Here is a 201-nt window from a genome sequence, read left to right as displayed (position 1 = left end):
GTTGCGCTCGTTGCGGGACTTAACCCAACATCTCACGACACGAGCTGACGACAACCATGCACCACCTGTCACTTTGTCCCCCGAAGGGGAAAACTCTATCTCTAGAGCGGTCAAAGGATGTCAAGATTTGGTAAGGTTCTTCGCGTTGCTTCGAATTAAACCACATGCTCCACCGCTTGTGCGGGTCCCCGTCAATTCCTT

The 201-nt window shown here is 52.2% G+C and carries 1 rRNA gene; it reads right to left on the bottom strand.

From position 1 onward, the window contains the following. A 16S ribosomal RNA gene (locus tag LQ615_RS13425) occupies positions 1–201 on the bottom strand; the annotation flags it as partial.

Origin of the sequence: Mammaliicoccus sp. C-M13 (genome assembly GCF_022386845.1) — a bacterium.
GTDB classification, from domain to species: domain Bacteria; phylum Bacillota; class Bacilli; order Staphylococcales; family Staphylococcaceae; genus Mammaliicoccus; species Mammaliicoccus lentus.
This window is presented reverse-complemented; position numbering and strand designations above follow the sequence as displayed.